The organism is Myxococcales bacterium, from assembly GCA_016712525.1.
Taxonomy (GTDB): Bacteria; Myxococcota_A; Polyangia; order Polyangiales; family Polyangiaceae; genus JAAFHV01.
On the sequence record JADJQX010000001.1, the window covers coordinates 937,133 to 960,159 of the forward strand.

Sequence of the window (23,027 nt, forward strand, 5' to 3'; positions counted from 1 at the left end):
ACCCATGAGCAACACCCGGACGAGGGACGAGGCCGACCTGGTGGCCTACGAGAGGTTGACCGGCCCGCAGCAGGAGGTCGTCCGCGATGTGCTCGAGCTGCTGGCTGAGCTCGCGAGCCACGCCTCAAGCTCCCGAACGCGCAAAGGCCCACGACCGCTCTTCGTCGAGCGACGACGCAACTCCGCGATCCTCATCGATGGCCGGCGCGGCGACGGCAAGACGACGGCACTCTTCTGGGTTCTTGGCTTCTTGCACGCCCGTCTCGACCGCTGCCACCACGGCGCTCTAGGCGGCGCGGACCTCAAGCCTCGGCTAGGCACGACTCCGGGCGGCTCTCCCTTCGACGACAACCACTTCATCGTGCCACTCCCCTTCCTCGACCTCTACCCGCTCTCGGATGACACCAACATTCTCCTGCTGCTCCTCCTTTGCATTCACAACGAGGTCAAAAAGCACCTGAAGACCGAGCATGCCGATCTCGACGCAAAGTGGCATGCCGATCTCGACGCAAAGTGGCAGTCGGCGACCCGTTCTGCAGTAGCCCGTGCCCAAAGCTCGACGTCACGTGCGACCGGGGATCTGGATCTCGATGCATGGCGCATCGAAGACTCGCTGAGCACGAGCCTCCAGGCATCCGCGAGCGTGGGCGACTTTGTCGACGCTGCCGCCGAAATCCTACGAACCACGCTTCGGCTCGCGACCAGGCCCCTCTTCCTGCTCACGGTCGACGACGCCGACATGCAGCCTCAGGTGGCGAGCACGCTACTCCGCGTCTTGCGCGGCTTCTACCACCCGAACGTCGCCTTCCTTCTCACGGGCGACAGCGAGCTCTTCAAGTCGGTCCAGACGGCTCGATTCCTCGAGTGGATGTGGATGGACTCCAAACTACCCGGAGACTACCGCTACGTCGACGCGGCGGCCCCTGAGCGCGCGGCCGTGCAGCTCGCGACCGAGCTCTACGAGCGAACCATTCCCCCCACGCACCGCAGGCGCATCAAGCACCTTGGCCCGAGCGCGAGACTCGTTCAAGAGCTCGATCGCACTCCGGGGGCGGACACCACAAGTGCGCCCGTGCCGTCCGAAACGGGTGCGTTCGTCTCGCTTCAGGAAGTCCTCAAGGGCTTCTCGTTCCCTCCTGAACCTCAGCGGAAGCGCTCGCTCCTCGACCTTTTCATCTTGAGAACGGGTCCAGAGCAAGAGCACATACGGCTCGTGGAGGTGATCCCGGATCGTCCGCGCAGCATCACCGATCTCATCAAAGGGCTGCGCGAGCTCGCGAAGCCCGTCAGCCCCAGCCTCACCGAAACGGCACGCCTCCACCTCGCCGCGAACATCATTTTCCGCGCATGCGTCGAGCGATCCTACGAACCTCGAAGCATACAGAAGCGCCTGCTCGACGGCCTCACCGAGCCCGGCTGGTCCGACTCGATCTTTCGGCACCGCCGAACTTCGGTCGGATGGAGTGCCATCCACGTACCGCTCTGGGACCAGCGCATCAGCGACGGTCCCTTTCCGTGTTGGCTCCGATCCGCGGCACCGACCGAGTGGCGAGCTACGTACCAAGGCGCGGCGAGCCAGGACGTGCACTTCATGGAGGAGGACGACGACAAACCGACCATCCGCCGTGCACTCCCACCGGCCCTTCGAGACGGGCTCGTCATGATGGCGGACGTATCGGCGCTGCTGGGTGACCCCGTCGACCCTTCACCCGTCTGCCTTAGACAACCTCTGGTCTGGACGGAGCATCTGGGGGACATGGACCCCAAGCGTCCCGGCACCAAGCCGGGCGCCGCGGGAGTCCCCGGTGGGATGCTGAGGGTCCGTTGGCCGCTGCCAGAATGGGAAACGTTCTACGAGCACGAGCTCTTCTCGACGACCTGGCGCGCAGCCATCCATCGGTGGAGAACTGAGCCGAACCGGCAGCCTATGGACGAAAGGGTGTTTGCGCTAATCTACATATTCAGCGCGCTCAGCGTAGGCGTCGCTCTCGACGAACGCGGTCCGACTGCCGAGAAGCTTCGTGCACTCGACGTCGTCGATCTTACGGAGAAGACCCTCACGGACCCGGAGCCGACACCTCTGCCGCTGTTCGATATCATTACCAAGCGGCTCGTCACCCCCAAGCGCGGGAGCCGTGATCCAATTCGTACCTGGGTGGACTTCATTCGCTTCTTCGGATCCCCCGAAAGCGGCGTCTTCAAACTGGACAAGCTCTTCACCTCGCTCGCCTCGCTGCTCGAGCCTGCGGGCGAAGCCTCGGCCGCCACGGACGTGGTAGCGCCCTTTTCGACCAACTCCGACTACGGAAGCCGGCGGCGGCGGTGGCTTCGAATGCAACTCGAATACACATGGGTCAACCGTTCCATCCCCGAGGGGATCACCGAAGAGACATTGCTTACCTACTTCTCCGTCGCGGCGGTGAACCCGGCGAGCCCGCGGCCGGAGGCAAGCGAGCCCGGTCTCAGCGACCTGTTCGGAAGGGTGAGCCTCCCTGACTCCGCCTGCGCCGACTTCCCCTACAAGAGCGGCGAGAGGCCTCATGTCGGCATCCTCTTCGGAACTGCGCGTCGCCAACTACTGCTCGCGAGGTTGCAGACCAAAGAAGGCTTCCTGGTTGCGCGGAAGGCGCTCGAAGACATCGCCCGAAACGATGGCCGCGATGCGGCGGCCCTCCATAATGCGCTGGTCAACTACCTCCAAGCGCGTGGGACCGAGAGCTTGGCCGATATCCGAAGAACGCTCGTAGCGATTTCGCGGCCAGCACCGAACCTGTCCCGCATATTCGCCAGCCCAGAAGAGCTCATGAGCGCTCCGGACCGTCCACACCTGGAGATCGGCCCGCTTGAGCTCGCTCACCGCCTACAGTGGGATCTTGAAGTATTGGTGGGAGGTGGGAGCGGTTTGCCATCGGGCACGGTAGGTCCCCTCTGGCCTGCGTTTCGGATCTACTTGCGTCCTGATTGGGTGACCATGTGGCCGACTCCCGATCTCACGTCTCTATTCGACGTCGAGGCACTCTCGGACGCTTGGACCCGCCTCGAGCCGCGAGCCCAAGGCACGACGACGGGAACCCTCGCGATGCGATTCTACGCGAGAGTTGACCAGATCCTCGAACGAAGGTTCACGCCAAATGAAGATTCATGGGAGGCCATTCTCAAGCATCACGCGCAGCCCCGCGGTCGGGAGGCTCAAGGAGAAGGCTACGTCGGACCGCGGTGGGAGGCCTACAAAGATTGGCGTCGGGAGGTCATTCTCCTCGCTGCCCCCGAGTCCGAGCTGAGCCCTGATGACGCAGAGTCCATCCTCACCGTCTTCGAGAAAAGCCCATCTCCAACCAACGCCGACTTCGAGTGGCTCGAGGAACGAAGGGTCCAACGTCTGGTCGAGGGAACGAAGCGCGCCCTCGGCGCCACCCGTTCCCCCGACGACGCGCGCTCACTCCTGCGCGATCTCGATCGAAGCGTTCCCGATCACCCGTGGGTGAAGAGGCAGAAGTCACGTGGTGATGCAAAACCCCATGGCGGAGGCGGTGACGGTGGCGGCGGCGATGGGCACGGGAGCGGTGACGGAAGCGGCCTCGGTAGTGGCGGCCGTCCTGGAGGCGCTCCGCCACCCCAGAGGACCCGCACGGGTGCCCTGGTCGCACTGTTCGACCGGCAATCTTCAGATGACACTGATATCACCCCACGCCCTCCCGTGAAGCGCCCGCCAACCACCGAACGCGACCACGACAAAGGCGGCGTCACGAACCGCCGTTCGCCCGCGAAGGTGGCCGCCGGGAAGTCTTCACCGAAGAAGCCGCGACCCACGGCGCGACCGAAGGCCAAGAAGAAGTAACCCATGGCCGATCGGAGCCCGCTCCTGCTCGCGCACGCCATGGCGTGGCCGCTCGGGTCGACCGCGGCGTACGACGCCCGCTTGACGAGGGTCGACCGGGACGATCTGCCCCGAGGTGGGGGGACAGGACGGGTGGCCGAAGGGCTCGAGGCGTACCTCCGCCCGCGTTCGCGCGGGGACTCGCTCGAGCGCATTCAGCGCGTTCGCGACGTGGCTTGGTTCCGCACGGGCCCCGAGACCGAGGTCGTGGTTCCGCTGCACGCCCTGCTCGACAGAATCGGCGACCACTTCCTACGGTCGACGGGCAGCGGCTTCGAGCTCAAGGGCGACGAGAACGGGTGCGGCGACAGCGGGATGAACGCGAGGGAGGACACCTCGGGCCGGATCGTCGCGTGGCGTTGGTTCTCCCTCCTCTTCCCGTCCGACTACGTGGTGGCCGCGGCGGCAGCGCGCGCGGGCGGCGCGGCGTACCTTCGTTCGGACCGAGTCGTGCTCGTCACCCCTCGGTTATCGGCCCTCTTGCGCGAGCGCGGCGGAGCCGCCGAGACCCACATGCACCTCGGCGCCGGCATGGACTTCGGGACGCTCTGGTCGACGGCCATGGCCAATATCTCGGCGCTGCCGCTTCGCCCCATCGACGCGTCGGCGCTGAAGGACGACACCGACCGCATCGACTTCGACGCGTACAGCGTCGCCGGCCCGGGAAAGGGCCGTACCCTCGGGCTCTCGCGCCTGCTCGTGGTCGCTGCCTGGGCGCGCCTCGTCCTCGCCGACCACGTGAGCCGCCCACGAAAGACCTGGAGAGACTCCGTCGACGAGGCCGTGCGCACCGGCGCGGTCCCGTTCGGTGCGCGCCGCCCGATCGCGGCGGCCATCGAGAATGTGTCTCCCGTTCAGGGCGTCCCACTGACGGTCGTGCAAGACGCCCTCGCGCGCACCGTCGCGCAGCGGCGCGTACGGGCCGGTCTCGCGCCACTCACCGACCAAGACCCACTCGATCTGGTCCTCCCCCCCGAAAGCCTCACACGCTCCGAGACGTTGCTCGCGCGTGACGTCCTCCTCCATTTGGCTTCGACGCCGCCCGGCAAGGAGCACGACGCCGTCGCGCTCGCGTTCTGGCAGTACGTACGCATCAGGTGCGCCGCGTTCCGACTCGTCGTTCAAGAGCCCGGCACGGGTGGCCTCGATTGGTTCACGCGCCACACCCGACGCATCAGGTACCTCCGGACGTACGTCAACCCAAGGACCGAGCGCCCTGGCTCGCCAGCGCTCCAACGGCAAGCCTGGCTCGATGCACGAGTCCTTCAAGAGGCCTTCACGAACCAGCGAGGCGGGCTCGACCTCCACTCCATGGAGGTCCGCAAGGAGCTCACGACCGACCCGCGAGCGTACCTGCGGGACGCCTACGCCGTGGCGACCCGCGACCTCCCCGTCCGCGACGGCGCGCTCCCTACCGAGGTGGGCATCGTTTACCACATCAAAAAGCGAGGCGACTCGTGGGACGACGGACCGAAAAAACGGGGGAGGCGCCCGACCTCGGCACGAAATAGCGGCTTTCGGTACCGTGACTTCTTCGAAGCCGCCAGCAAGGCCACACGTGCCCTCGAGGACGCCCTCCGGCTGTGCCCGGCGATCGTGCTCGCGATCCGCGGCGTCGACGTGTGCAGCGAAGAGCTCGCCCTCCCCACCTGGATCACGGCGCCATTCCTTCGAACCGCACGTCAGGCCAGCACGCGAGCCGTCGCCAAGGTCGCGTGGCAGCTCGAGCGGCGAGCCACCACCTTCGAGGACGCGACGGACCGTCGCAAAGAGAGAGACGCGCGCGCGCTCCGCATCGCGCCCGATCGCTTGCGTCCTTTTGGCCTCACCTACCACGCAGGGGAAGACTTCCGAACGCCGATCGAAGGCCTTCGTCGAATCTCCGAGCTCGACGAGTGCGGGCTCTTGCGGCCAGGGGATCGCCTCGGCCACGCGGTCGCGCTCGGCACCGACATCGACGCCTGGCTGGGCCGAAACCCACGCCTCTATCTCCCGCTTTCGGAGAGGCTCGACAACATCCTCTGGGAGCTCGATCAGTACCGAGGGACCTTCGCCGTGGAGCCACCACCGGGCCGCGTCGAACGACTGCTCCACATCGCCGAGGGCGTGATCGGCGAGGTCTGCCCCGGCTCCACGGTCGCCGACTTTCTCGCCGGTCGACGGATGCGTCACCAGCACAACATCGTCGACCGTCTGAGAGCCATCGGCTTCCCCGGGAAGCCGTCCCCCACCCTGAACGCGCTCGACGGGACGATGCGAGCGCTATCCCGAACGGTCGTGCGAGAGCCTCGAGACCCGCTCGACGAGACGGTGGACATCGTCGTCACGGACCAAGACGTCGCCGCGGCCAAGACGCTCCAGAGAGCCCTGCGAAAACGGCTCGCCCGAATGGAGATCACGGTCGAATCGAACCCGACGAGCAACCTGCTCATCGGCGATCTCGACACCTTCGACCAGCACCCGGCGTTCGTTCTGCAGCCCTTGGGCAACCAAGTCGACGAGAGATCGCTCGAGGTGAGCATCAACACGGACGACCCGGTGAACTTCGCGACGCGCCTGGCCGACGAGTACGCCTACGTGTACCACGCGCTCGTTCGCCGAGGAGCGTCCACCACCGACGCGCTCGGGTGGCTCGAGCGATCGCGGTCGGCGTCGGTCGCGTCGAGGTTCACGCTCGATATCAGCACGAACCGCGCGGTGATGAGGTTCCTGTCCGAGCAGCTTCTCGCGGCCATGCCCGAGCTGAACGTCGACCCTCCGCGAGCTCCTCGCTAAGCGAGCCCTCGGGAGTCTCTCCCGCTCCCCTACGGGTCCACCTCGTGGATCCGTGTCTCTCCAAAAGCATCGCCGGCGATGCTTCGAGGCATCGCCGGCGATGCTTCTAGTCGTCGATTCCCTCGGCAATTTGCTTGCCGACGGCCCCGAGCGCGCCCGCGGCGGCGCCAAGCGTGGCCGGGGAAGGAGCAGCGACCGGGCGTTTCCCCCCCACGCCCTTTGGGCATGCCTCGGTGCTCACCGCACGGCAAGAGATGCTTCGTAAACGAACCGTGCGGACACAACCCGACGGCCGACCGGAATCACGCTACCCTCTCCCCATGCACGAAGCCCACGAGCGGCACTTGAGGGCGGCGCTCGTGGCCGACGGGCTCGTGAGCCGCGAGGCGCTGCGCCACGGGTGCCTCGTGCAGGCCGCGCTCTCGGGCCCGCTCGGCACGCCCAGCCTCGGCGCCGTGCTGGTCGACCTCGGGTACCTCGAGGAGCGCGCGCTCGTCTCGCGCGTCGCGTCGATCGTGCGTGCCCCCGTGTGGGACGGGCGGCCCCCCACGGCGGCACCGCACGTGGCCGACGAGGCCAAGCTCGGGTTCGTCGTGCTGCTCTCGCGCGACGGCGATTGCGTGCATTTTGCAACGATCACCCCCGAGGACGACGACGAGATCGAGGCCGTGCGCTTCGCCACCCGCGCGCGACGGGTGCAGCCGCACGTGGCCACCCGCGACGCCATCTGGAGGGCGAGGCGCGCGCGCGACGGCGCGGCCCCCCTGCCCGAGGCCCCGAGGGATCTCTCGGAGCTCGACCCGACCGACGACGATGGCCCCCTAGCCCGCTTCGCGAACACGTTCCTCGTCGACACGGCCCTCCACGGGGTCACGCGCTTCGTGGCCTCGGCCGGGGGCCTCGAGGTGCGCGAAGGGCGCCCTCCGCACGAGCGGCTGCTCCCACCGTGGCTCGGCCCACCCCTGCGCGCGCGGCTGCTTCGTATGGCCGCCCGCGTCGACGAGGACCTCCCACGCGAGCGCGGCGGCGTCCGGGTGAAGCTCGCGAAGGGCCACCTCGTCGACTTTCAACTGCATGCGTCACGCACCGAGCGCGGGTTCTCCCTCTTGCTCGAGCGCAGGGCGCCCGCCCTCCCCGAGGATCCGCCCGAGCTCGCGCCCCTCGCGCGCGAAGCCGACGCGGCGCGCAGGCCCCGAGACCGTGTGCACGCCCTTCGCCGTCGCGTCGCGGCCGCCGAGACCATGGGGGATCGCGGCGCGCTCTCGGCCATCGCGGCGCGCCTCGACCTCGCCCATACACTGCTCGGCGAGGACGCCCTCGAAGACGCAGCCCAGGTCGCGCGCGAGGCCCTCGCCGCCTGCGACGAGAGCGCCCCCTCCGTTCGCCCGGAGGTGGAGCTGTTCCTCGTGCCGACCTTGCCTCGCGAGACCCGGGGCCGCACATACGTGCATCTTGCACATACACTCGCCACCCCCAAGACGGCGCGGCATACGCCCTCCGAGACGGCGGCCGCGTCGCCCCTCTTCGTGGCCGATGTGCTCGAAACCGGCATCGCTTCGCTCGACTCGGCCGACCTCGCCGAGGTCACCCGCGTCGCCGAGGCCCTGTGCGCCGCCGAGCTCGAGGGCCTCGGGGCGCGCGCCTTCGGCGTCGTCGTGGCCCGGGCCGCGCTCGCCGAGTCGCTCGCCCTCGTGGGCGACGAGCGCGTCGAAGCGATCGTGCGCGACGTCTCTGCGCTCTTCGCTTCGCTCTACTCCCGACCGGGAGAGGCCGATCTTCGGCTCGGAGAGTCGGCGCGCTTCGTCTCGGCCGTGCGGCGAGCCCAAGGCCGAAACGACGAGGCCGTCGTGCACGCGCGCGAGGCCCTCAGCGCGTTCGCCCGCCTCGGAGACGAGCCGCGTCGGTGGGCTTCTGCGCTCGACGTGGCGCGCGCCCTCCCCCCGACGAAGCGCCTCGAGGCTCGCGATCTCGTCGAAGGCGCCCTCGCGAGCGGCACCCTCTCGACGGACGATCGCGAGGCGGCTCACGCCCTCCTCGCCGGGCTCACCGCCCCGCAGGGGCCGTACCGCTGAATGGGCTCGATTCTCGGGAGCTCCGCGATCTCCCGAGCACAGCCGGCGGTGCTTCGAGGCACAGCCGGCGGTGCTTCGAGGCACAGCCGGTGGTGCTTCGAGGCACAGCCGGCGGTGCTTCACGAGGCCCTTCTGATACCGTGTGCGCATGCAGCGCCGCGCCTTCCTCTTCGCACTCGCCGCCGTCCCGCTGGTCCTCGCGTGCGAGAAACCGAAACCTCCCACGCTCGTCGTCGTGAAGGCGCAGGTCACCGGTGTCGACGCACGAGGCATGACGCTCTCCGTGCAGGTCCAGGCCACGAACCCGAACGACTTCGACCTCGTCGTGTCGTCGTTCGCGGGGGCGCTCACGCTCGAAGGGAAGCCTGCCGGCAACCTCGCCCTCGTGCGCCCCATCACGCTCACTCCCGGCGCCGCCCGCCCGCTCGAGGTGCCCCTCTCCCTCACGTGGAACGATGCCGGCGCGATCGCGCTCCTCGCCATCTCCGGCAAAGACCTCGCGTACACGTTCGACGGCCTCGCCACCGTCGGTGGGTCCAAGATCACGCTCCCGATCCCGATCGCGGCCAAAGGCACGATCCCCAACAAGGACATCGCGAAGGCCGCACAAAAGTCGCTCCCCGCGCTCCCCTTCGCGCTCCCCAAGTGACCATGGCACACGAGTACGCCCCCGAGACCATCGCCGTCACCGCCGCAGCCGCGGCGCTGTCCGTCGGCCTCGAGCGCCCCTCGGTGAGCCCCGAGGTGCTCCTGCTCGCCCTCGCCCAAGACTGCCGCGTCCGCGCGCTCTGGCCTCGTGGCACGACGCTCGACGCCGAGCTCTCGGCCTACGAGCGCACCCAGCCCCCCGAGCCCGCCCAGGAGAAAGACGGCGGGTGGTCACCTCGGTGCATGAAGGTCATCGAGGCCACGTTCGAGCGTGCGCGGCGCCGCGGGCGGTTCGCTTCCCGCGGTGATCTCTTCGCGGGGCTCGTGCAGGCGGGAGGCCTCGCGGCCACGATCGCGGCGCAGCTCCCCTTCTCGTACGCGCGCCTCGACGACGAGGGGTACCCTTCGCCGTCGGGCCGCAGCGTCGTGCTCTACGACGACTCCACGACGACGATGGAGCTAGTGGTGGGCGTGCTCCGCGACGTGCTCGACCAGACCGACTACCGCGCCACGTTCCTCACGTACCGCACGCACTACCTCGGCAAGGCCGAGATCGGCCCCTTCACGGACGCCGAAGAGCGCGCCGAGCGGGTGCGCTCCATGGCCCGCGACGCCGGATTCCCCCTGCGCGTCGAGGTCGCCTGATCGGCGCGCCTCAAGGGCCGCTCGCCTTCGGAGGAGGGCCCGAGCGCCACCGGTAGCCCGCGCTCGTGAACATGTACGAGGCCCCGCCGTCGTTGTCGGCCTGGCCCGTCGCGTCGGGGATCGAGAACGTCGCGAACATGCGCTCGATGCACGCGACCATCGCGGCAGACTCGGCCGCAGGCTCTTGCCCCGCCCCGTTTTTGACGGGGACCACGCGCACCACGCGACCCCCGCCCTTCGGCCAAAAAATGCGGTTGTACGTGCTCCAAGCGACGTCGTCCGTCGGCGCGGGGTAGCAGCTCTGCAGCTTGGGGAGGCTCTCGTTCACGGCCTTGACGAGCCTCGGGCTCTCCGAGCCCATGCCGTTGAAGTTGCCAATGCCGGCGTCGAACACCGCGTGGCGCTGCGGCTTCTCGGGAGTGGGCGCCGGCGGCGGCTGGGAAGGCTTCTTCGGAGTGGGGGCAGCCGACGGGACCTCGGAGGGACCGAGAGCGCTCGAGCCCGTGGCCACCGCGCTCGCCGCGCCCTGTGGTGGGTCGAACGAGGCGATCGGCGACACCGAAGGACGCGGCGCAGGCGCTGACGGGGCAGACGACGCGGACCCGGCTCCCATCCCGAGCCCCGCGCGGAGCTCGTCTCCGAAGACGATGGCCAGCGCCGCACCGCCACCGCCGAGGACGAGGACGAGCAGCCCCACGGCTCCGAGGACGAGCGCGCGACCACCCCCCGCGGCTCGCGGCGCGGTCGTGGGAGGCGGGGACGAGTGCGTCGCCCCCGTGCCTCCCGGGACGAAGAGCGCCGTGCTCGCGTACGGCGAGACCCCGGGAGGTGGCGCCGTGGTCGGTGGGGCGAGAGGAAGCCCCGCGGGCGCCGACCCGGGAGACGCGAGCACGGAAGCGACCGTCGCGAGGCTCGGGCGGGCGGCGCGATCACGCGAGAGCATCGCCGCGACGACCCTCGAGAGAGCCTCGGGCACCCCGGGCACGATCGCGCCGACCGGAGGAAAATCCGCGGTGGTGATGCGCTTCATCACCTGACCGAAGCCGTCGCCGTGGGTGGGCAAGACGCCCGTGAGCGCCTCGTACAGCATGAGGCCGAAGGCCCACACGTCGGCACGCGCGTCGATGTCGCGCTCGCCGAAGATCTGCTCGGGCGCCATGTAGTGCGGAGTCCCCACCATGACGCCCGTCGACGTGAGCGAGGGAGGGATCGTCTCGCCTCCGGGCCCCGCGACGACCTCCTTCGCGATGCCGAAATCGAGCACCATGGCGTGCTCGCCGCGGACGTGCACGTTCTCGGGCTTGAGGTCGCGGTGCACGATGCCCGCCGCGTGCACCGCGGAGAGCCCCGACGCGATCCCCGTGAAGAGCCGCACGCACTCGGGCCACGGGAGGGCACCCCGACGCGCGAAGAGCGCCCGGAGAGACTCGCCCTCGAGCAGCGGCATCACGAGGCACGGGAGGCCCGCGGCGGTCGCCACGACGGCGAGCACGGGCACCACGTTCGGGTGCCGCACGAGGCTCGCAGCGCGGGCTTCTCGCACGAGCCGCTCGACGTGCTTCGCGTCCCCCGGCTTGTCCGTGCGCGCCACCTTGAGGGCCACGAGGCCTCCCCGCGCGTCGCGCGCCGCCCACACGGCGCCCATGCCTCCCTGCCCGATCGGACGCTCGAGGCGGTACTGCCCTGCGATCACGGTCCCTGGGGTGAGCGACTCCTCGACGACCTCGAGCATGCGTCCGAGAGAACGATGCCCGAAACAAGGGCGTTTGGCGAACTTTGCCGCGCGACGGACCGATCCGAGAGGCTACGCGATCCCCGCTGCGAGGCTCTTCACGAGCCGCGCGGTCGCGTCGTCGGCGGGGAAGTAGGTCTCGATGCGGAGGTCCTCGGCCGTGGCGTCGATGGCGGTGCCGATGGTGGCGATGGTGGTGAAGAGGCGCGCCTCGAGCGGCCCCCGCTTGAGATGCACCGTGACGAACGGCCCTTGCGTGATCGGGACACTCGGGCGCGGCAGATCGGGGATCGCGGCGATCCGGTCCATGACGAGCCGTACGGCCTCGTCGCCCCCCGCGCGTGCGGCCTCGCGGCGCGTCCGGTCGAGCGTGAGCGCCGCGACCTCGTCGAAATTGACGATGTGAGGGCGCAGACCGAGCGGGTGCAGCGTAGCGACGAGGACGTTGGAGACCACCTCGGGAGGGGCCGTCGAGAGATCGACGAACGCCGCGAAGAGCCGCGCCGCGCCCTGGTTCATCTGCAGCACGTTGAAGACCCGATCGCACGCGACGGCCCCGTTCGGCTCGACGCCCGAGAGCACGAGGTCCACGGCGCGGCGAAGGGACGCCGCCTCGGGCGCGTCGAGCGGCTCGTCCCGGTAGGCGGCCACGAAGCCGGCGGCCTCGAGCAACGCGTTTCGCTCGCGGAGCCCGAGCTCGAGCGCCGAGCCGAGCACGAGCACCATCTGGCGGCTCGGCTTGGCGCGCCCCGTCTCGAGGCAGCTCAGGTGCCGTGTCGAGATCTCCGCGTCGTTCGCGAGGCGCTCCTGGCTCATCCCGTGGCCCGTTCGGTGTTTTCGAAGGAGGGCACCGAAGGACGCGGGCTCGACCTCGTGGCGGGACTGGCGATGGGCAGTGGTGCTCACGTCTCTCTTCGTACCCGAGGTGCGCGCGTTTCGACATGACCTCCGAGGTCATGGCCTTCGTGACCTCGGGCCACCAAGACAAGGCCCATGAAGAAGCTCCTCCCCCTCCTCGTCCTCGTCCCCTTCACGCTCTTCAGCCTCGAGGTGACGTACCACCACGGCTATTTCGGCTTTCTCACGCTCGCGGGCCGTGAGCCGTGGGCCCTGCAGATGCTCCTCGATCTGGTGATCGCGTTCTTCCTGATCGGAACGTGGATACGGAAGGACGCGAAGGAGCGCGGGATCCCCTCGTTTCCCTACCTCGTCGCCATTTTCTTCCTGGGGTCCATCGGCGCGCTCGCCTACTTCGTGCACCGCGCGTTCGCCGGCTCGCGAGCCCCCGAGCACGCCACCTGATGCGCGACGCGTCCCGTGCAGTATACATACTCGTGGGGCTCGTGAACCTCGCCCCGATCACCGGCGTGGCTTCGGCGCGCGCGCTCGACAGGCTCTACGGCACGGAGCTCGAACAAGAGCACCTCGTCACGGTCCTCTTGCGCCATCGTGCCGTGCTCTTGGGGCTCGTCGGGGTGGGCCTCGTCGCGGCTGCGCTCCGCCCCGAGCTCGCCCTCGCCGCGTCCTCTGCGGGCCTCGTGAGCATGCTCTCGTTCGTGGTCGTCGCCGCGCGGCGAAGGGAGCGCGAAGTGCGGCGTATCGTCGGGATCGACGCGATGGCATCCCTCGCGCTCGTCGCCGCGACGGTGTTCGGCGAGGTCGGGTAGATCAGCAGCGGCAGCCGTACGAGCGGACCTCGAGGCGCTCCACCGCGGAGCCGTCGGGAGCGGCGTGCGCCTCGGGGAAGACGAGCTCGACCCCGCCTTCACGCTCGACGAGGGCTTCGAGCTCCGAAGAGAAACCGTCGAGGGTGCGCACGAGCTCGAGCGCGCCATCGTCGCCCTCGCGGAAGAGCGCCGAGAGCTCCGCGCCGAAGTCGCCACAGCCCCCGTCGGTCACGCCGGCGGAGACCCACACGTAGCGCACGCCGGCGACACGAACCTCGTGCACGTTCGCGTCCGACTCGCCGTGACGATCCCACGTGGGTGCCGTCACCGTAGACTCCATCTCCTTGGCCCACGCGAGGTAGTCGGCCGCGTGCTTCGTGTACTCGGGGAGCGCGCGAAAGGCCGCGAGCGCTCGCGTGGTGGTGGTGTCGTCGGCCGGGGCCACGGCGCTCCCCACGCGCGACGTCGACGGCATGGCATAGGTCGCGGCGTCGCACCTCCCCTCGGGCCTGAGCGGCATCGCGAGCACGATCGCCCCCTCGGCCATCGTCCAGAGCTCCTCGGCCATCGCGGCGCGGGAGGGCGCGGGGATGGGCCTGTCGTTGTCGTCTCGGCCTTCGCCCCGAAAACGCGCGTCGTCGCTGCCATCGGGGCTCACGCGGCCGAGCAGCACCGGGGCCTCGGCGAAGGCGTCGCAAACCCCGAGCCCCTTTGCAGCGAGGTGGAGGCGTTGCCCCTGGAGCGACTTCGCCGACGCCGGCACCTTGTCGGCGAGGGCCGCCCGGGTCACGGCATAGACACCGTCGTCACGGCTCGACACGACCTCGGGTTTGCCGTCCGCCGCGTCGAGGGAGGGCTGCGCGTCGAGCACGAGGTAGTGCTGCTTGCCCACGTGCACGACGAGGCCCGCCTCGAAGGTGCCGCGCTTCACGGGAGGCGTCTCCTCGGGCGCGAGCTCCGGCGCCTCGACCTCTTCCGCCGAAGGTGCGACCACGGGAGCAACCTCCGAGGAGGCGGCGGCCGGCACGTCGTCCGGCGTGCCCTCTCCGGGAGACGCGCTGCACGCGAGTGCGAGAGCTGCCCACACGACGCCGACGCTCAGCCCGTATCCGAAGGTGCGCTTCATACCGAACCCGTAGAGCAAGCCCGGGGCCAGGGCCACATTTCGGCAAAGCCATCGTAGTTTCGAGCACTTACAGCCAACCACGGTCGCCCCGCGGAGGGCCACGGGACACGCCCTCGCGTCCCCCGGAACACGCGGGCGAGGCCGCCCGTGTCCGGGGTGGTTTGAGCCTTGGGGCCGAGACGGTTAGAGTCGGGCTCGGATGAGGTTCTTCGACCGCGCGCTCGGCTTCGCGCCCCTCGGGGTCCTCGTCGGGGTCGTGGCCCTCGGCGCGACGCATCGAGCCCAGGTCTTTCCCATCGCCGCGCTCGGCGCGCTCGTGTTCCTCGGTGTCGCCGCGCTGGCCGAGGTGAGGCTGCGGCGCCTCATGCCGGAGAGCACCCACGGTCGTATGGCGCCATGGCGGCACCCGTCGGGCTCGGTGCTCGCGCGCCCGCTCGACTTCGTCGCGAGCTCCCGAGTGATCTCCTCGTGGCTCGAGCCGCTCCCGATCGCCGTCATGGAGAGCGACATCGAGGACGTCGTCTACGTAAACTACCTCCTCGAGGCCGAGAAGCTCGAGCCGTTCGTGCCGTACGGCCTCGCGCTCGATCGGATCGGCCCGGGCGGGAAGTACGCGCTCTTCTCGTTCCTCACCTACCGGCACGGGCACTTCGGGTTTCGATTCTTGGGGCCGCTGCGCAAGCTCATGCCCTCGCCGATCCAGACGAACTGGCGAATCCACGTGAAGGACCCGCGCACGGGCACGGCGGGTATCTACTTCGTCACGAACGCGATCGACTACGCCATGCCGGCCCTCGCGGCGCGCCTCTTCACCGAGGGCATGCCCATGCACGTGTTCGCGCGGTCGTCGATCGTACGGGACCCCACCACCGGGCGAATCGTGCTCGATTTCGACCCCGGGGCGGGCACCGCACCCGACGCGAAGGCTTCACTCGTCCCGTGCGAGGCCCCCGAGCTCGCAGGCCGGTGGCAAGAGACGTTCGGCGACTACCGAGGATTCTTGGAGTACACGATCCCCCAAAACCGCGCCATGTCGGGCCAGCCGTGGCACGAGCGTGTGACGAGGCACGAGATCGAGCTCCCGGTCGACCTCGACAAGGTCGAGCCCCTCTCCGGAGAAGTCGAGTCGCGGGCAGGCGCGGCGATCGTGGGGAGTGAACGCCCCGCGTGTTTTCGTGTCGCGGGGCTCCACTTCGTGTTCTCGGCCGAGCTGCACGATCCGGTGCGCTGAAATAGGCAGAAGCTCCCCCCAATCGCAGGCGCCGGGCACGGGCACGGGCACGAGAGAGAGAGGAGATCGCGCCGGATCAGGTCGGGCTACTTCGAGGCCTCGAGCGTGACCTCTCCCTGATCGACCTGGATCCCGGTGAAGGTGTTCGTCTGTTTGCAGCCGGCGCCGGTGAAGCCCGTGCACGCCCCCGAGCAGCTCGTCTTCGTGTCGGTCTCGAGCGTGCCCGTGGCCGTGCGGCCGTCGACCGTCATGCTCACCGAGAGGGTGGTGGTGACCGTGACCGTGCGCTTCTCGGCGCCGACCGGGGTCACCTCGACGTTCGTGGTGGTGCCCGAGAACGTGTACGAAGAGCCCGATTTCGAGCCCGAGATGACCTGACTGCCCGTGTCGAGAGAGTAGGTGTCGGCCCCGTCTCTCACGAGGAGCACGGTGCTCGGAGTGAGCATGGTGCTCGTGTCGTCTTTGATGTTCTCGGGGATTTGGCCATTGTGATAGCAGGCGGCCTCGAGCTTCGCCTTGGGGCTGTAGAGTCGATAGAAGGTGTGATCTCCCGCACCCCCCGAGCAGTGCATCGCGAACGTAGAGAGCATGGCCGTGGCCGCGAGCACGACGAAGGAACGAGACCCGAATAGGAGAGAAGAAGGCATGGCGCGGCCCCGAGCACGTGACGTGCCATTTGCGAAATCGGCATTCTCCGCCCTCGATCGGCCAAAAGTCGGCATTTTCAGGGTTCGCAGCGCCCCACGGGAGCGCGAGCGTGCACCCGGGTTCTCACGGGGGAGGACGAAACTTCACTCGGAGGGCTGTTACGCGAGCTCGGCCCCCACGTTCGCGACGAGGTGCGCGCGCAGCGCCTCGACACGCGCGGGGAGCGGGCGCTCTCGGCGCGTCACGAGGTAGAGGGGCGCGCCGCGGAGCACGAGCTCCGGAAAGAGGCGGACGAGCGCGCCCTCCCGCACGTAAGGCTTCGCGAGGTGCGCGGGGAGCACGACCACACCGCCGCCTGCGCGACCGATCTCGAGCACCACGGCGAAATCGTCGCACGCGATCGAAGGAGGGGGTGGCTCGTGACCGCCGCCGAAGCTCGCCTTCTTCGTTCCGTAGGGCCACGCCGTCTCGTGGCCGCGGAGCTCTTTCGGCTCCTTGGGTGTGCCGCGCGCCGCGAGGTACCTCGGAGAGGCGAAGAACCCCGCCTCGAGCTCGCCGAGCTTTCGCACGCGGACCTCTCGCTCCGTCTCCACGCCCACGCGGAGGGCCATGTCGAGCGAAGGGTCGGAGAGGCTCTCGATCTCCGGGCCGACCCGTAGGCGCACGGACACCTCGGGGAAACGAGCACGAAACGCGGGGAGCAGCGGCGCCACGAGCACGCGAGCCAAGTCCGGTGTCGTCGTCAGCGTGACGATGCCCGAGGGCGCCTTCGTGCGATCGGCGATGGTGGTGCCCGCACGAGAGAGGGCATCGAGTGGGGCCCGAACGATGGCGAGGAGCCCTTCCCCCGCCGGCGTGAGCCTCACCGTTCGTGTGGTCCGCGTGACGAGCACCACGCCGAGCTCGTCTTCGAGCGCGCGCACGACACGGCTCACGTGGGCCTTGTCGGCCCCGAGGCGCTTGGCCGCCCCGGTGAAGCTCTCTTCTTCCGCGACCGCCCGAAAGACGGCCAGGTGGTTCAGGTTCATCGTAGACGATTCTACAACATCACATTGACTTCATTCCCATTGTTGACGATGACGCTACGACTCATGCTCCTCCCATGAAAAGGAGCTCACGCATGAATCGCCCCGCCATTTCCGCATCGATCGCCGCCCTCACCGCCTCGATCGCCCTCTTCGCCGGGTGCGCCGGCCCCACGAAGGGCGCGCTCCCCCCTCGCGAGGGCGCCCCCCCTCCCTCCGACGTGACGCTCGTGTGGGTCGGCTACGGAGAGTCCGAGCGCCTCGAAGGCGGCGCGTGGAAGCGTCATCCCGAATTCGACTACGAGTTCACCGTCGAGCAGCGGCGGTACCCCGACCACTGGGAGTCGGTGAAACACATGCGACGGCGCCACCCGGCGTACGACGGGAGCGCCGGCCCGCGTGAGCTCACCTACCACTTCCGTCTCGACCTCGAGGGGCTCGGCAAGGACAACCACGTCCCCCTTCGGATCACGTCGACCCTCGGTCCCGGCGAAGGCCACGCGGACCGCGAGTTTCGCTCGGCGAGCCTCGTCTTCCATCCTGACATCAGCTCGTTCGCGCCGTTCGACACGTACCGCATCGCGCAGACCTACGCGTACGAGCGCGGCGCCCTCGAGGAGACCGTGAGCCTCGACAAGGGCGACAAGCCCTGGGTCCGCAACCTCGAGAAGGCGACGCTCTTCGCGGCGCACACGTTCGCCGAGCCGCCGACGAAGCGTTGACGGCGCGCACACCTCGGGGAACACTCGATCGTGTGCGGCGAACGAAGCGGCGACACGAGAGCGACGAGCTCGAAGGCCACGACGAGGGCTCGTCCACACCGAGGAACGTCCTCTTCGTGTGCAGCAAGAACCAGTGGCGGAGCCCGACGGCGGAGCGTGTATGGCGCAAGCACCCCGCGCTCCAGGTCCGCTCGGCGGGCACGAGCCCGAGCGCGCGACGCGTGCTGGGACGCGCCGATCTCGCCTGGGCCGACGTCGTGCTCGTGATGGAAGAGGCGCACCGTCGCAGGATCGCCGAGGCCTTCCCCGGGGTGGCGGCCGAGGTCGTGGTGCTCGACATCCCCGACCGGTACGTCTTCATGGATCCCGAGCTCGTCACGGAGCTCGAAGAGGCCGTGGGCGCCGTGCTCGGGCTAAGGCCACCTCGGCGATGACGGCGGCGCGACTTCACACGTGTGCAGCGCGGTGCACGCGGGCCCGGCAAATGGGCTGATTTCGCCGCCGACGCGCGCGGCACGTGCGGTGCAAAGGGGCACTCCCAAGGAGACTCATCATGCACCGTACTCTCGCTTGTCTCACGCTCGTCGTGTCGTCGCTCGGGCTCTCGTCGCTCGCCCACGCCGACGAGCTCCCCCCACCCTCTGAGCCGACGCCGGGGCCGGCGAGCGCCCCTGCCTCCGCGAGCCCCGCGCCCGAAGGAGCCGCAAAGGTAGCCACGGAGACGCCGAAGCCTTCACCGCGGCCGAGCCCGCCTCGTGCATCGGCCGTGTCCACCACCTCCGCCGAAGCCCCGGCGTCCAGCCCCGACGAGTACCAACCTCCCAAAGTGGTCGATTACTACGGAGGGCGTATCCCTCGAGACTCCGTGATCGAGACTCGGCCGCGGTATGCGCTGCTCGCGACGGGCATCGCGATGACGAGCAGCGCCTACTTCATCTCGCTCACGTATGCACTCTCCACGTGCGGCGCCAAGATGGAGTGCCGATCGGGGAGCGAGTGGCTCTATGCGCCGATCATCGGCCCCTTCATGGCCGCCGCGAAGGCGCCGACCACGGGTGGCATGGCGCTCGCGACGTTCGACGGCTTCGTGCAGGTCGGCGGGGTCGCGCTCGTAGCGGCGAGCCTCCTCTCGCAGAAGAAGGTCGTCGTCACGTACGGAAAGCCGAGCATCGAGGTCACTCCCATGGCCGTGGCCGGCGGCTCCGGCATCGGGATCACGCTCACCCACATGTGAGGCAAGTCACTCGAAGGTGGCGATGTCGATCGTCGAGAAGGTCTTTCCGGCGCCGTTGATTCCACCGACCGAGTACATGCGCCCCGCGAAGAACGGCGTCTGGTGAACGTGCCCACGCGCCGCCTGGATCTTCGCGGGGAGGGCCTCGAACGTGATCTTTCCCGCGCCGTCGAAGCGTCCGCGGAGCACGTCGTTGCGGAAGGTCGTGCTGCCCTCGAGACCTCCCACGACGTAGAGCTCGTCGCCCACGAGCTCGGCGGCCGTCACGCTGCGCGGGAGCGCCAGGGCCCCCGCGGGCTCCCACGCGAGCTTCCCATCGGTCGTGGGCTTCGCGCGGAGCACGTCGGCGAGCGACTCGTGCTTGCCGGCAGGGTCACCGCGAAGGCCCCCGAAGAGGTAAATGAAGCCACCGCGCTCGAAGACCATGCCGTGGCTCCGGTCGGCCGGGAGCGGGTCGAGCGCCTCCATGGGGCCGGTCGTGCCGTCCGGGAGGATGCGCATGCGCGAGACCTCGGCGACGCTCACGCCGCCCTTCTGGCCCCGACCACCTGCGATATACACATAATCGCCGACCGCGACGGCGTGCGTGTGCATCACGCCCACGGGGAGGTTCGGCCCCTTGGTCCACCCTTCGATGCGCCCGTCGGCGCCGAGCTTCGTCGTGTAGGTCGCGGCGCTGATCGAGGCGCCCGTCGTCCCGCCGACGAGGACGAGCACGTCACCCACGCGCACGAGCGAGTGCCCGGCGATCTTGAGGGGCAGCGAGCCTGCCTCCTCGAACGCCTCCAGCCCGCCATCGTCGCGGATCTTCGCGCGCACGACGTCCGAGAACTCGCCCTTCCACCCCGTGGTCCCCCCGGTCACGTAGAGGTACGGAGCTCCCCCGACGACGAAGACGTGTGTCGTGTGGTGGTCCCTCTGCGAGCCGAGGTCCACGTCGGAGCGCGCGAAGCCCACGAGCGATGCCGTACACACCGCGCCCTCGCGCCGAAGCCCCTTCGCGCACCCGGACGGAGCCGCACCGTCGCCCGCGTCGGCTCCGGAGACCGGTCCTTCCACGCCCGGAGATGGAGTCGCCGACGAGCACGCGGCAGAGAGCACGAGCGAGAGCCCAAGGAACGTCGACCGAAGCGAGGTGCGCATGCGCCGCGCGATAGCGAGCCGCGTGCCACACGCATCCTCATGAATTCTCGGCACTTTTGGAGAGTGTTCGTGCCCTCGGTGAGCGCACGCACACCTTCCCCGACAAGATCCTGACGGCACCGTGAGCCGCGCTGGCGCGCCACGAGAAGCGGGGTTCGCGCGGACGAGAAGCATCTTTCGCGCTGAAAAAAGCCCGGGACTTCGCGGAAGGGTCGGCCGGGCTCGGGTGTCGTCGCCACAAGATGCCCGTCGAATACTCCGTCGAGGATCGCTCGATCCTCCTGCCCTGGTACAAGAAGGCCGTGGTCGACCCGGTGGTTCGCAGGCTGCCGGCGACCCTCCACCCGAACACGATCACGCACGCAGGACACCTCCTGAACCTGCTCGGGCTCGCCGCCGTGATCGCCGTTCATCCGCGCGGGCCGAGCGCCGTGTACCTGATCCCGGCGATCACGCTCCACCTCTACAACCTCTGCGACAACGCCGACGGCGCTCACGCGCGGCGCACCAAGCAGACCTCACCGCTCGGTGAGCTGCTCGATCACGGGCTCGATCTCCTCAACGTGGCCTACATCGCCGCGCTCTCGGCGCTCGCCATCGGCGCGAGCCCGCTCGGGAGCGTCGCGATGGTCGCCGCCGTGACGGGCGCGGCGGCCGCGGTGTACTGGGAGCAGGCCGAGACCGGCGTCTTCCAGCTCGGCCTCTTGAACCAAGTCGAGGCCACGTTCGTGCTCTCGGGTGTGCTCGTCACCGCCGCGATCGTCGGGCCCGAGGCCATCGGCGCGGTGCACGTCGGCCCGATCGCGCTCCGCGACGGGGTGGCCTTCACCGTCGTGGTCGGAGCGATCGCCGGCGTCCTTCATGGGGGGCTGCGCGTGCACCGGCGACGCGGAAACCTCGCACCGTTCGTGACGCTCGTCGCCTTCGGGCTCACCGCGGTCCTGGCCGTGGCGACCTCGACGTTGGGGTGGCCAATCGGCGCCGCGCTGGCCGCGACGGGCTACGTCTTCTTGGGGATCCGAAGCCTCACGCTGCGCATGCGCGGGCGAAAGCCGCTCCGCGAGACCGGGGTGCTCGTGCTCGTCGCCGTGCTCGGCGCGTGCATCGTGTGGGGCAAAACGGGGGCCGACGTCGCCCGAGTCGCGTCCGTGGCGAGCGTCGCCGGGGCCCTCGCGCTGCTCGCCCTCTCCCTCGTCCACGCACGACGAGGCCTCGCCGCCGCCACCGGGCGGAGCTGACGGGCTAGCTCACTTCACGAAGTCGACGCGCCGAATCTTTCCGTCCGAAATCGTGTAGATCGCAGCGACCTCGAACGGGGTCGCGGACGGGCTCCGGGAGACGCGCTCGTGGTCGATGACCACGTTCCCGATCGTGATCCGGTTCACGAGCACCGCTTTGTTCTCGGGGAACTCGGCGAAGACTTTGGCGTAGCGCGCGCGGTAGGCCTCGATCCCCTCGATCGTCACCGCGCCGTTCAAGTCGGCCACCCTCACGTCGTCGCCGAAGTACGCAACGTGAGCGTCGAGGTCTTGGGCGTTGTAGGCGTCGAGCTGGGCTTGGGCGACTTCGGTCGGGGTCTTCATCACGCCATCCTCGCACGGCCGAGCGAGGAGGGCGTGCAAACGCCGCTCAGGCCACCTCGGCGGCCATGGCGTGGTACACGAGCCCGTAGAGAAAATCCCCCGTGGCGCTCGCGCTCTCGAGCTCCGAGACGATCGCGAGAGCGCGCCCCGCGTCGATCCTCCCGGCAGCGAGGGCCTCGTCGGCCGCGCGCGAGATCAAGTCCCGTAGGTATGGCCCGAACACGGTCGATTGCCAAAGATGTGACCGCACGGGAAGTGGCCGATATCCGGCCTCGCGCATGAGCCTGCGGAGACGTAGCGGCACGAACGCGAGCGAACGCTCCCCCGTTCGCACGAAGAGCTCGCGCACCTCGGAGTACCTCTCGTGGTGCAGGCTCACGGTCTGGAGATCTTGCTCCACGAAGAGGAGCCTCCCCCGCGGAGCGAGCACGGCGCGCAGCTTCGTGAGCAGGGAGAGGAGCGTCGCGTCGTCGAGGTAGGGCACCATGACGGACGACACGACGAGGTCGTGCGGGCCCTCCACCCCAGCGGGAATCGCCTCTTCGACGGCCCACCGAGCGAACGTGAGCCGCTCTCGACCCGGCGCGAGGGCAGCCAGCCGCTCCGCCACACGGAGCATCACGTCGCTCTTGTCGGTCGCGACCACACGCGTGCCGTCCCGCGCCGCGACGATGCGACGGGCGAGCGCGCCCGGCCCCGCCCCGAGCTCGAGCACGGACCGCGGGGAGGGCTCGAGGTAGGGGGCCACGAGCGCCTCGAAGAGCCCTTGGGAAGCCGGCTCGAGCGCGCGCGCCTCCATACGTGCCGCGGCCCGCTCGCCCTCCCCGGAGGCGTCGAGCCGAGCGTAGTCGTACGTGCCGCTCACCTTCTCGATCGTTCCGTGCATGCGGCCGAGGTAG

General features: G+C 69.2%; 20 protein-coding genes. 12 read left to right on the forward strand and 8 right to left on the reverse strand.

What is annotated here, in order from left to right; translation table 11 throughout:
- Positions 1–4 precede the first annotated feature (4 nt).
- The 5 genes from IPK71_04010 to IPK71_04030 all read left to right on the forward strand — a co-directional run bounded on the left by IPK71_04010 (position 5) and on the right by IPK71_04030 (position 10,017).
- The gene (locus tag IPK71_04010; GenBank protein ID MBK8212891.1) at positions 5–3,838 is read left to right on the forward strand and encodes a hypothetical protein; all 3,834 of its coding nucleotides are present in this window, start codon (positions 5–7) and stop codon (positions 3,836–3,838) included.
- Positions 3,839–3,841: 3 nt separating this feature from the next.
- Positions 3,842–6,652 (forward strand): hypothetical protein, encoded by a 2,811-nt coding sequence (locus IPK71_04015; GenBank protein MBK8212892.1) that lies wholly within the window; start codon positions 3,842–3,844, stop codon positions 6,650–6,652.
- 320 nt (positions 6,653–6,972) lie between these two features.
- The gene (locus IPK71_04020; GenBank protein ID MBK8212893.1) at positions 6,973–8,724 is read left to right on the forward strand and encodes a hypothetical protein; all 1,752 of its coding nucleotides are present in this window, start codon (positions 6,973–6,975) and stop codon (positions 8,722–8,724) included.
- 148 nt (positions 8,725–8,872) lie between these two features.
- A complete protein-coding gene (locus IPK71_04025; protein ID MBK8212894.1) occupies positions 8,873–9,373 on the forward strand; it encodes an LEA type 2 family protein in 501 nt (166 codons plus the stop codon).
- A gap of 2 nt (positions 9,374–9,375) precedes the next feature.
- Positions 9,376–10,017, forward strand: a complete 642-nt coding sequence (locus tag IPK71_04030) for an ATP-dependent Clp protease adaptor ClpS (GenBank protein MBK8212895.1) — start codon at positions 9,376–9,378, stop codon at positions 10,015–10,017.
- Positions 10,018–10,027: 10 nt separating this feature from the next.
- Here the strand turns inward: IPK71_04030 and IPK71_04035 are convergent, their stop codons facing one another.
- Both IPK71_04035 and IPK71_04040 read right to left on the reverse strand, forming a co-directional pair.
- Positions 10,028–11,749, reverse strand: a complete 1,722-nt coding sequence (locus IPK71_04035; GenBank protein MBK8212896.1) for a serine/threonine protein kinase — start codon at positions 11,747–11,749, stop codon at positions 10,028–10,030.
- 72 nt (positions 11,750–11,821) lie between these two features.
- Complete coding sequence (locus IPK71_04040; GenBank protein ID MBK8212897.1) at positions 11,822–12,655, reverse strand: helix-turn-helix transcriptional regulator; 834 nt, start codon at positions 12,653–12,655, stop codon at positions 11,822–11,824.
- Between the two features lie 87 nt (positions 12,656–12,742).
- Here IPK71_04040 and IPK71_04045 point away from each other — a divergent pair, with 87 nt between their 5' ends.
- Positions 12,743–13,051, forward strand: a complete 309-nt coding sequence (locus IPK71_04045; protein ID MBK8212898.1) for a hypothetical protein — start codon at positions 12,743–12,745, stop codon at positions 13,049–13,051.
- Positions 13,051–13,416, forward strand: coding sequence for a phosphopantetheine adenylyltransferase (locus IPK71_04050; GenBank protein ID MBK8212899.1), 366 nt, complete (start codon positions 13,051–13,053; stop codon positions 13,414–13,416). Before IPK71_04045 ends, IPK71_04050 begins: the two co-directional genes overlap by 1 nt.
- Before the next feature lies 1 nt (position 13,417).
- On the opposite strand, the gene IPK71_04055 is transcribed toward IPK71_04050, so the two are convergent.
- A complete protein-coding gene (locus IPK71_04055; protein ID MBK8212900.1) occupies positions 13,418–14,542 on the reverse strand; it encodes a hypothetical protein in 1,125 nt (374 codons plus the stop codon).
- Between the two features lie 199 nt (positions 14,543–14,741).
- Between IPK71_04055 and IPK71_04060 the strand changes: the two genes are divergently transcribed.
- Positions 14,742–15,773 (forward strand): DUF2071 domain-containing protein, encoded by a 1,032-nt coding sequence (locus IPK71_04060; GenBank protein MBK8212901.1) that lies wholly within the window; start codon positions 14,742–14,744, stop codon positions 15,771–15,773.
- An 86-nt stretch (positions 15,774–15,859) separates the two neighbouring features.
- Here IPK71_04060 and IPK71_04065 read toward each other — a convergent pair whose 3' ends face one another.
- A complete protein-coding gene (locus IPK71_04065) occupies positions 15,860–16,420 on the reverse strand; it encodes a hypothetical protein (protein ID MBK8212902.1) in 561 nt (186 codons plus the stop codon).
- A 159-nt stretch (positions 16,421–16,579) separates the two neighbouring features.
- Positions 16,580–17,449, reverse strand: coding sequence for a LysR family transcriptional regulator (locus IPK71_04070; protein ID MBK8212903.1), 870 nt, complete (start codon positions 17,447–17,449; stop codon positions 16,580–16,582).
- A 92-nt stretch (positions 17,450–17,541) separates the two neighbouring features.
- On the opposite strand from IPK71_04070, the gene IPK71_04075 reads away from it, so the two are divergent.
- From IPK71_04075 to IPK71_04085, 3 genes are all read left to right on the forward strand, one after another.
- Complete coding sequence (locus IPK71_04075; protein MBK8212904.1) at positions 17,542–18,168, forward strand: hypothetical protein; 627 nt, start codon at positions 17,542–17,544, stop codon at positions 18,166–18,168.
- 116 nt (positions 18,169–18,284) lie between these two features.
- Positions 18,285–18,602 (forward strand): phosphotyrosine protein phosphatase, encoded by a 318-nt coding sequence (locus IPK71_04080; GenBank protein ID MBK8212905.1) that lies wholly within the window; start codon positions 18,285–18,287, stop codon positions 18,600–18,602.
- Between the two features lie 119 nt (positions 18,603–18,721).
- Positions 18,722–19,402 (forward strand): hypothetical protein, encoded by a 681-nt coding sequence (locus IPK71_04085; protein MBK8212906.1) that lies wholly within the window; start codon positions 18,722–18,724, stop codon positions 19,400–19,402.
- Between the two features lie 6 nt (positions 19,403–19,408).
- Here the strand turns inward: IPK71_04085 and IPK71_04090 are convergent, their stop codons facing one another.
- Positions 19,409–20,545 carry a hypothetical protein gene (locus tag IPK71_04090; GenBank protein MBK8212907.1) on the reverse strand — a complete coding sequence of 379 codons (1,137 nt, stop codon included), beginning with the start codon at positions 20,543–20,545 and terminating at the stop codon, positions 19,409–19,411.
- 242 nt (positions 20,546–20,787) lie between these two features.
- Between IPK71_04090 and IPK71_04095 the strand changes: the two genes are divergently transcribed.
- Positions 20,788–21,783, forward strand: a complete 996-nt coding sequence (locus IPK71_04095; protein MBK8212908.1) for a CDP-alcohol phosphatidyltransferase family protein — start codon at positions 20,788–20,790, stop codon at positions 21,781–21,783.
- Between the two features lie 9 nt (positions 21,784–21,792).
- Here the strand turns inward: IPK71_04095 and IPK71_04100 are convergent, their stop codons facing one another.
- A complete protein-coding gene (locus tag IPK71_04100) occupies positions 21,793–22,128 on the reverse strand; it encodes a nuclear transport factor 2 family protein (protein ID MBK8212909.1) in 336 nt (111 codons plus the stop codon).
- Positions 22,129–22,174: 46 nt separating this feature from the next.
- Positions 22,175–23,014, reverse strand: coding sequence for a methyltransferase domain-containing protein (locus IPK71_04105; protein ID MBK8212910.1), 840 nt, complete (start codon positions 23,012–23,014; stop codon positions 22,175–22,177).
- Positions 23,015–23,027: the final 13 nt, after the last annotated feature.